Consider the following 8,833-nt stretch of genomic DNA (forward strand, 5'->3'; position numbering starts at 1 on the left):
CCGGCCCCCGACCCCGCCACTGCGCCCAACCCTGCGACTAGCACTACACCGAACCCAGCCCCGGCCGCTGCACCCAGCCCTGCCACCAGCACTGCGCCCAGCCCTGCCCCAGCCACTGCGTCCAACACCGTGCCGGTCACTGCGCCCAGCCTTACGTCGGAGACCGCGCCCAACCCTGCGTCGCAAACCGCACCCAGCACCATGCCGTCGGGCGCGCCGGCCGCTGCACCGACCACAGGCAGCACCCCGCCAGCTGCCGCGCCCGCAGCAGCAACAGCAGCAGCAGCACCGACCACAGTCAACGCTCCCCCTCCGGCCACCACGACTCCCACCGTCGCCGCGCCGGCCGAGGCACAGGCACCACCGCCGACACAAAGCGCGCCGCCCACACAGACCGCGCCGCCCACGCGAAGCGCACCGCCCACAGAAATTGCGCCGCCTTCGCAGGTCGCCTCATCGGGCGCAAACGCCACTCCGGCGCCATCGACTTCCACGATGCCGGCGACCTCGACACTGCCGGCGAATGAAGCCGCCGTGCTCGCCGTGCCGGCTGTGTCTCAGCCCGCCGCCACTGAAACGACACCCGCCACCACTCCACCGACCGCAACTTCTCCGGCCGGCGTGACGACGAGCGGCACGACCACAAGCAGCGCGACCACGAGCGGCACGACGATGGCAGGCGGGACAACGGCCGCCCCCTCGCAGGCCCGTTCCCCCGAAGACGGCAGGAGCCAAGCGGGCGAATCTCAGGCCGGCCGACCTTCCACCCGCGACCTGCCGCCGTCGCCCACCGCAATCCCCCAGGCAACCGCGGACATCGCACCGCCGACGGAGGTCGACCTCACCGTCGACCACAACGGAACCGCCCCAGCAGAGCAGTCCGCAAACGCTCAACCCGCCGCCGACCTACCCGCCACGCCGCCACCCGCCACTGAACCAGCCCCGGTCCTGGCCGAAGCACCAGCACAAACACCGGCACCGGCACCGGCACCGGCACCGGAAGAAGCCAACGCCGCGTTCAACGCCCCAACGAACGCCGACACGCCCGCTTCCCCGGAGGCATCGGTCGCGTCGCCCACCGTGCAGACGCCCTCACACGCTCCCCGAGGCAAGGGTCCGGCCAATCCAGTACCCACACCCACCGGATCCCGACCGACCACCCAGCCGATGCCGACAGTCCTCGGCAACCGTGGCTCGACACCCTTCCGAGCAGCCCAACAAACCTACGGCCTGCAACAAGTAGGCGAACCACGCCGCATCAACCCCGTCCCAGCGCGCGACGCGACCACCACCGACAAACCCGCCTACCTGGCCACGGTCCCGGTCACACCCGGCACTGATCTACAAGCCCTGGTCGACAAGTACGCCGCCGGGTTCGACAACAACACCCACACCGGCCGCTTCGGCCTGGCCATCGGCGTCAACGGCTACCGCGGGGCCTTCTCCGACCAGCAGATCGCCGACACCCTCAACCAAACCATCAACGCACCGTTCCCGGTCACGGTGGTCGGGTTCTCCTGGACCAACCGCGACATCGAACAAGGCCGCCCGCTCGGCCAAGACACCATCCCCTACGCGGCGATCCGGGAAACGATCGTCCGCCACCCCCACACCGAAACACTGCTCAGCGACCTGAACAGCAAAGCCGGGGACCAGCCGACCTTCCTGCACACCGGCGACGCCGACGTCACCGACATGACCAGCCTGTTCACCAACGCCGACACCACCATCACCACCAACGACCAAGCACACCTGATCACCGGCGGCTACCAATTCGACCCCGCCGCCGACCCGATGGCGCAGCAGGCCAACCAACGCGACCGCGCCGTCCGCCACGCCATGGCCCAAGCCGACCCCCGAGCCGTCTACCTGCCCGAACCCAACACGTTCATCCGCATCAACCAGCAACGCCTGGAAAACAACATCACCTTCGGCGTCCCATCGAACAACTCGACCGCACTCACCTACACATCGAAAGAAGGCCGCGGCCTAGCCAACTCCGTCGAGACCAACCGGCTTTTCGACGGCACCGACCCAAAAACCTTCACCATCGTCGACCCCAACCTGACCATCACCACCAACAGCGACCGGCTACTCACCAAATACGACCGCACCAAACCCGACACCATCCCGCAATCCCACGCCGACCGCAAAACCTGGACCGACCAGGTCACCCACCTGATCCACACCAAAAACACCTACGCCCCGATCCGAGCCGCCGACCCGACGCTCAAGATCGCCGAAGGCCTCGCCAACGTCGCCTTCAACCCCCGCCAGATCACCCCGGCCGATGCCGGCAAGATGCGCGCCCGCATGGAGAAGCTGTACGGCGACCCCGGCGCCACCCTCTTCGACATCGCCGCCGGCACCAACGCCGCCCTGCACGCCAACCCCTTCACCGACGCACCGCAGAACCCCTCACCGGCGCCCCCGCGCAGGGACACCGTCACACCCGCCGTGACTGTCCCCACGCCGGCGCGCCCCACCCAGTCCATGCCCGCCGACTGGCAGCACGCCTACGACACCGCGCCCCCGAACCAACTACGCACCGAGCGCTACGTCCCCGGCAAAGAGCCCTTCGTCCCCGGCACCCAGCAGATGGCGGGCGAAAACACCACCATCACCTTCCAGGTACGCGAATTCACCGCACCCGACGGCACCCCGGTCCGCGCCTACGACCTCACCCTCGACCTGGTTTCCCAAAACGACGCCGTCACCCCACAACAACGCCTCGACTACGGCCAAGCCGTCCAGAACACCATCAACGAAATGGTCAACGGCCGCCACACCTTCCCCGACGGCCACCAACTCCACGTCAACGTCACCTTCAACACCCTCGCCTGGCGCGACGACATGCTCAGCGACTGGCAGGACGACCCCCGCCGCAACCCACCCGTCGAACTCGTCACCGACCTCGCCGCCGACACCCACCAGCACCAGTGGAACACCAACGACAGCGTCGCCGTCGCCGTGCACGAAATCATGCACTACCTCGGCGACAACGAAGGCTACAAATCCGACGACCGCCTCCTCCGCAACGAGATCCGCCCCGGCGTCATGGGCCAGGACGTCCGGAGCCTGCCCGTCTCCCGGGCCCAGGCCGACGACTTCACAGGTCGGAATCTCCCGACGGCCTACCTCACCGACTCGGATCTACGGCTGATGCAGGACGTCGCGCAGACCGCCGGCCCGGTCCGCACCCCGGCCGCCGTAACCGCGCCGCCGCCGGCAAGCGACCAGAAGAGCGTGCAGACACCGTCACGCGCGCCGGCCATGACGCCGGTCACCGAGTACGAACTCGACGACCTGTCCCAGCCCATCGGCATCGCCCTGACGACGGACGAGGGTCCCGACGACCATATCGGCCTGGCCCTCACCACCGAGGGCGACACCGCCGAGCCGGCTCCCCATCCCGCGCACGACCGCCTGCCGCCCGTCCAGGAAGAGCAACCCGAGGCGACCGAACCGGCCCCGGCGAACGCCCTTCCCGGCCTCTACGCCCGCCGCCCCGAACTCCTCCGCGATCTCGACCTGGACCCGTTCGACGACCCCGACGCCCTGGTCCGCGACGTCCGCGCGAACACCGTCGCCGCGGTCGACCGGCACGCCCGGGCCACCCACGGGCGCGGCCCGGGCCGGATCGACGTCTCCGAGATCACCCGCGCCCTCAGCGACGAGCCGCAGTCCTTCTTCGACTCCGGCGGCCGCAGCTTCGACGTCCGCGCCGGCCGGTTCGGCCGCCATTACCGGGTGACCGTGCTGCCCGAGTGGGACGCCGGCGCCGCCACCGTGCTGCCGAGCTCGCACAAGCCGAAGTACGACACCAAGACCGACGGCGTGACCCAGGCCAAGGAGAAGACGACGGCCGGGCAGGCGCAGACGATCGGCGGCGGGGTGCTGGTGCCCCGGCTGGGCGGGATCGGCGGCGGGGTCAGCGCGGAGGTGCAGCTCGCGGAGACGGTCGACGAGCACAGCAGGTCGACGAAACTGCTCAACTCCTCCACCGTACGCAGCGGCGGCGGCTCGCAGCTCGTCAGCGCCCCCACGTCGTTCCGCATCGTCGTGTCGGAGTCGCGTGGCCCGATGCCCGATCTGTCCCGGCCGGGTCCGGGCTGGACCGAGGGCGCCCCGGCGACCACCAGCACCCGGTTCCGGGCGGTCGACGATCTCGCCGGGGCCCAGGCACGGAACGAGCCCGGCGAGCGGGGGCAGCCGACCGTCACCCTGACCGAGCAGACGGCACTGTTCGTCGAGAACTTCACGCCGGAGCACATCCTCGAGGCGCGGCTGGCGGGCGTCGACGGGCCGCAGACCCTCAACGGCGTACGCGAGACCCTCCTCAACAATTTCGCCCCGACCGGCACCACCGATCCGGGCAGCAACGGCGCCGGCCGGTTCCGCGGGGTCTTCTCCGACAAGTCGCTGGTCGCCACCGTGATCGGCGCGCTGGAGAACCCGGCGCATCCGGAGCAGATCAACAGCAAGCACGGTCTGGCCGCCCTGTTCCTGGAGCTCGGCGGCACGCTGACCGGGGTCGACGGGCACTCGGACATCGGCAAGTCGACGTTCCGCATGCAGACCGGCGTGACCGAGAGCGCGGCCCGGTCACAGACGAGTCCGGCCGGCTTCACGGTCAATGTCATCCCGGTCCGGGGCGGCCTGTCCGTCGGCTACGTGCAGCTGCGCGTCCTCGGCGGGGTGAGCAAGACGCAGAGCGCCGAGTCCGGTCTGGCGGGGCAGGTGCGGTCCGGCACCGAGTTCAAGGACGTGCCGAACGTCGCCGTGGAGGCCCGCATCCGGCTCGGCGTCTCGTCCACGGTGAACGCCCTGCCCTTCGCCGCCGACCAGCCTCCGCCCGACACGTCGATCGACCTCGTCATCTCCGGCCGGATGCCCGCCGACAAGGTACGGCAGCTCTACAGTGCCGCCCCGGCGACGCCGGAGGGCTCGAAGCACGCGCCGTCGTACCTGTCCTACGGCGGGCGCTCGGCGGTCTCGGGCACCACCGGGTACGCCGACCTGCGGCAGGAGGTCACCGACCTGCTCCGGCGGGCAGCCCCGCAGTTCCTCCCCCGCTATGACACCCCGTCGAAGCGGGGGCGGATGTTCCGGCGCCGGTCGGCGAGCGAGCGCAACAACAACCAGCTCGAGCTCGACAACGTGCTGTCGCCGCTGCGCTTCCGGTCCGACCCGGCGAGCCTCGCGACCACCGGCGTGCCCGCGATCCTGACCCGCACCCGGCCGCACGGCACCGACACGATCGTGCTGGTGGCGCGGGGCAATCAGCAGGGCGCCCCGGCGCACCAGGGCATCACGCAGAACGTCGGCGTACGGGCGGCCACGGCGGGCCGGCGTACGTTCAAGCAGTCCACCGGCATCATGGGCCGCTGGGGCCTCGGCGTCGAGGGCGGCGGCCGGCTCGTCAAGGTCGGCGAGGTGACCGGCATCGTCGTGCCCGGCGGCGCGGTGGAGTATTCCGGGCAGTACGGCCGGCGCGGCACCACCAAGCTGGCCGGCCAGGAGATGCTTCTCCAGGGCGGCACCCAGCACTCGGAGACGTTCGGCGGCGACCAGCGCGTCACCGTCGACGTGTACGCCTGGAAGCGCCGCTTCGGCTTCGATCCCAGCGCCCGCCTCAAGTTCGGCCGACGCCTCCGCCCGATGGAGTCGCTGCCGCAAGCGTCCTCCCGGCTGCAGCGGGTCCGCAAGCTGGTCTGGCACGTCGACAAGGGCGCCGCCACCGACACCCCGGCGCCGCCGTTGCGCCCGCGGCTGCACCCCGCCGACGGCGCCCTGCCCTCCCAGCGCCGCACCCAGCTCGACGCGGGCGGCCTGCGCGAGTGGGTGAACGGCCGGGGCCGCCCCCCGGTCGAGCTGAAGCCCGCCGACATCATCTCGGTGCTGGCGATGCCGGGCAGCGCGAGCGTCCTCCAGCTGGCGCAGAACGCGCTGACCGACCTGCAGACTCGGACCGGCGCCGACGGCGACCCGGTCCGCGAGTCGCGCACCCGGCTGCGGGGCGAGCGCGGCACGGCGGGGCTGCAGCCCGGCATGCCGGCCGCCGCGGACCTGCTGAACCGGCTCACCGCGGGCCAGCAGATCGGCATGGTGTCCAGCGCGCTGGCCGACCTCGGGCACATCGACAACCTGACCGACGACTCCGACGGCGTCCGCGTCGACCTGGCCCTCGCGCTGGCGCTCACCGATCCGGCGCTGCTGCCCGGCTACACCACGGGCGTCGCCGAACGTACCTCCGGTGGCGAAGTCGAGGTGGGCAGCTCGCGCACCAGGCACTGGCAGGTCGCCGCGCGCGCGTTCGTCAACGGGTTGGTGCGGCAGAACAGGCAGGAGGGCCAGCCGAGCCGGGTGGCGGGCAGCGCCGGTGCGGCGTACGAGCGCCTGCTGCACGCCTCCACGCGCCGCGACGGCGAGACGGTCTCCGGCGCGATTGAGCGCAACATGGTGAACCGCAAGGGCCGCGCCCGGTCGGTGGCCGTCAAGTTCAACCTCAACGCCGCGTTCGGCGCCGACGTGCGCCGGACCCTGGGCCGCACCGCGCCGATCCCGCTGCGCTGGGGCAGCTGGCGCTTCCGGCACCGGTCGATCCAGCGCAACGCCACCATCGACGACGGCCTGGTGGTCGCCGTCACGCCCGCCGCGGCGACCCGGCTCAACCTCTTCCAGTCGCTGCGCGGGGACACCGGCGCGATCGGCGACGGATGGCAGCCCGGCGGCGCCCGGCCCGACCTGCGCCTGCCGCCGGGCCACAGCGTGGGGCTCGGCCTCTACAACCTCACGGCGACGCCGGGGCTCAACGACCGGCTGGACACCGCGCTGCGGCAGGCCATCGAGCGGCGCCGGGACGAGCGCCGGGCCGCCGCGCACGGCTTCCTCGGGCGGATGCGGGACCTGCTGCGCATCGGCCGGCCGGTGACAGCGCTGGAGGCGGCCGAGGCGGGACTGGACGCGACCGGGCTGCGCAACCCGATCCTCAACGGGCGGCAGCTGCGGCACCTGGCCACCGACCAGGGCATCGCGCAGCACTTCTCGGCCATGACCGACGGCGGCGCGGCGGCGCTGATCACCCGGCCCAACCTGTTCAGCCGGTCCCCGTACGAGGCCGTGCTGGTCGCCGAGGAGGACGGCGACCCGGAGTTCCTCGGCTTCGTGGCCGACCACGGCGACATCGACGTCAAGGCGACCCTGAAGAACGACACCTCCCGCACGCACCGCACCGCGCACGGCGACTCGGTCGTGGGGTCGGCGGGCGTGGCGGGGCTCGCCAACTCGACGAATGTCGCCGCGGGGCCGGGCGACCGGGTGGGCGCCGGCACGCAGAGCGCGCAGATCGACAGCGACACCTCGGGCACCAGCCGGGTCGCGATCAGCTCCGCCCGCGGGGTCAAGGCGCGGATGCGCTTCCCGATGAAGTTCTCGCTGCGGGTCTATCGCGACGGCAAGCTGCAGGACACCATCGAGGTCGCCCGGGACAGCGTCGAGCAGGAGCGCTGGGCCGACGACCTCCGTGCCGCGCCGCAGCAGGCGGCGGCACCCACCCCGCCGGCGACGTACGAGATCCCGCAGACGGTGCCGCCCGGCTGGACCGAGGCGAACGGCCTGCCCCTCCCGCAGCTCTACACCCCCGAGAACATCGCCCGCCTGGACGTGATCCGGGACCAGGTGGCCGCGCAGCTCGCCGACGCGGCCCGGCAGCTGTGGCAGCGCACGACCGGCGGCACGTCGCGCTACACCGGCGAGGGCGGCTTCCCCGAGGCGCACCAGATCCGGCAGCGCCTCACCCCGGAGCTGCTGTTGCCGGCCGTCCACGAGCTGTTCTCCGACGACGGCTTCACCCTGCCGCCGGCGGTCAGCGACCGGATCCTCGGCCGCCGCGCGTCGATCACCGTCAAGCTGACCCCGGAGTCGGCCACCCTGAGCGGGGTCAGCTCCGGCGTCTACCGGGAGCACGCGGGCCTGACGTCGTCGGAGGCCGGATCGTCGCATCAGGACACCAGCCGGGCGCTGCGCGGCCCCGGGTTGTCGGTGACACAGGCCGGCACCGGGGACCTGCTCGACCCGACCGAAGGCTCCAACCCGGGCGCGCTGAGCAACGACATCATCGGTCAGGCCGAGGGCGCGGAGATCGGCTCGGCGGCCGCGGGCGTCGTCAAGCCGGAGGACCGGTCGGCGCTGCTGGAGTACCGGGCGCGCTCCTCCGTCTCGGTCACGCTCGCCGGCGGCGCGGCCACCACCTCGACGTACGAAAGCGGTCCGAGCGACACGCTGATCCCGGTGCAGCTGCGGATGGCACTCACCGACGCGGAGACCGCGCTCGGCCTGGCAGCGGGCAGCGACCAGCACCGTGACTTCCAGGCCGTCGCCCGGCACGAGTCCGACCTGGCCGCGGCCGCCGCCCGGTTCGTCACCGCGAACGAGGCGCTGGAGGACGCCCGGATCCAGGGCCTGACGCTGCCGCCGGACAGCGACGCGCGCCGGGCCGTCGAGGACTCGCTGCCGGCGCTGCACCGGGCCCGCGACGAGGCCGGCCAGTCCTGGTGGACCCAGCTCGCCGCCCACCACCGGCGCCTCGACGACTTCGCCGCCCGCCATCAGGGTGTCCCGGCGGGCACCACGCCGGCGCCGCGCTCGCTCTACGAGTCGATCGCTGGGGCGCTGCCGCCCGGCACCGGAGTCACCGCCGACCAGCTCGCCGGCGCGGCCCCCGCCCGGACGGCACCCGGCGACCGGACCGCCCGGCTCCAGGCGGCGGCCGACGCGGCCCGGGTCCACCTGGTCGTCCACGATCCGGACGGCACCTCCGAGCGGATCCGGG

Annotated in this window: 1 pseudogene; it reads left to right on the forward strand. The window is 72.3% G+C overall.

From position 1 onward, the window contains the following. Nucleotides 1-1,167: 1,167 nt before the first annotated feature. Nucleotides 1,168-8,833, forward strand: a pseudogene (locus RBH18_RS41505) (hypothetical protein); the annotation flags it as partial.

Origin of the sequence: Actinoplanes oryzae (genome assembly GCF_030757795.1) — a bacterium.
Lineage (GTDB): Bacteria > Actinomycetota > Actinomycetes > Mycobacteriales > Micromonosporaceae > Actinoplanes.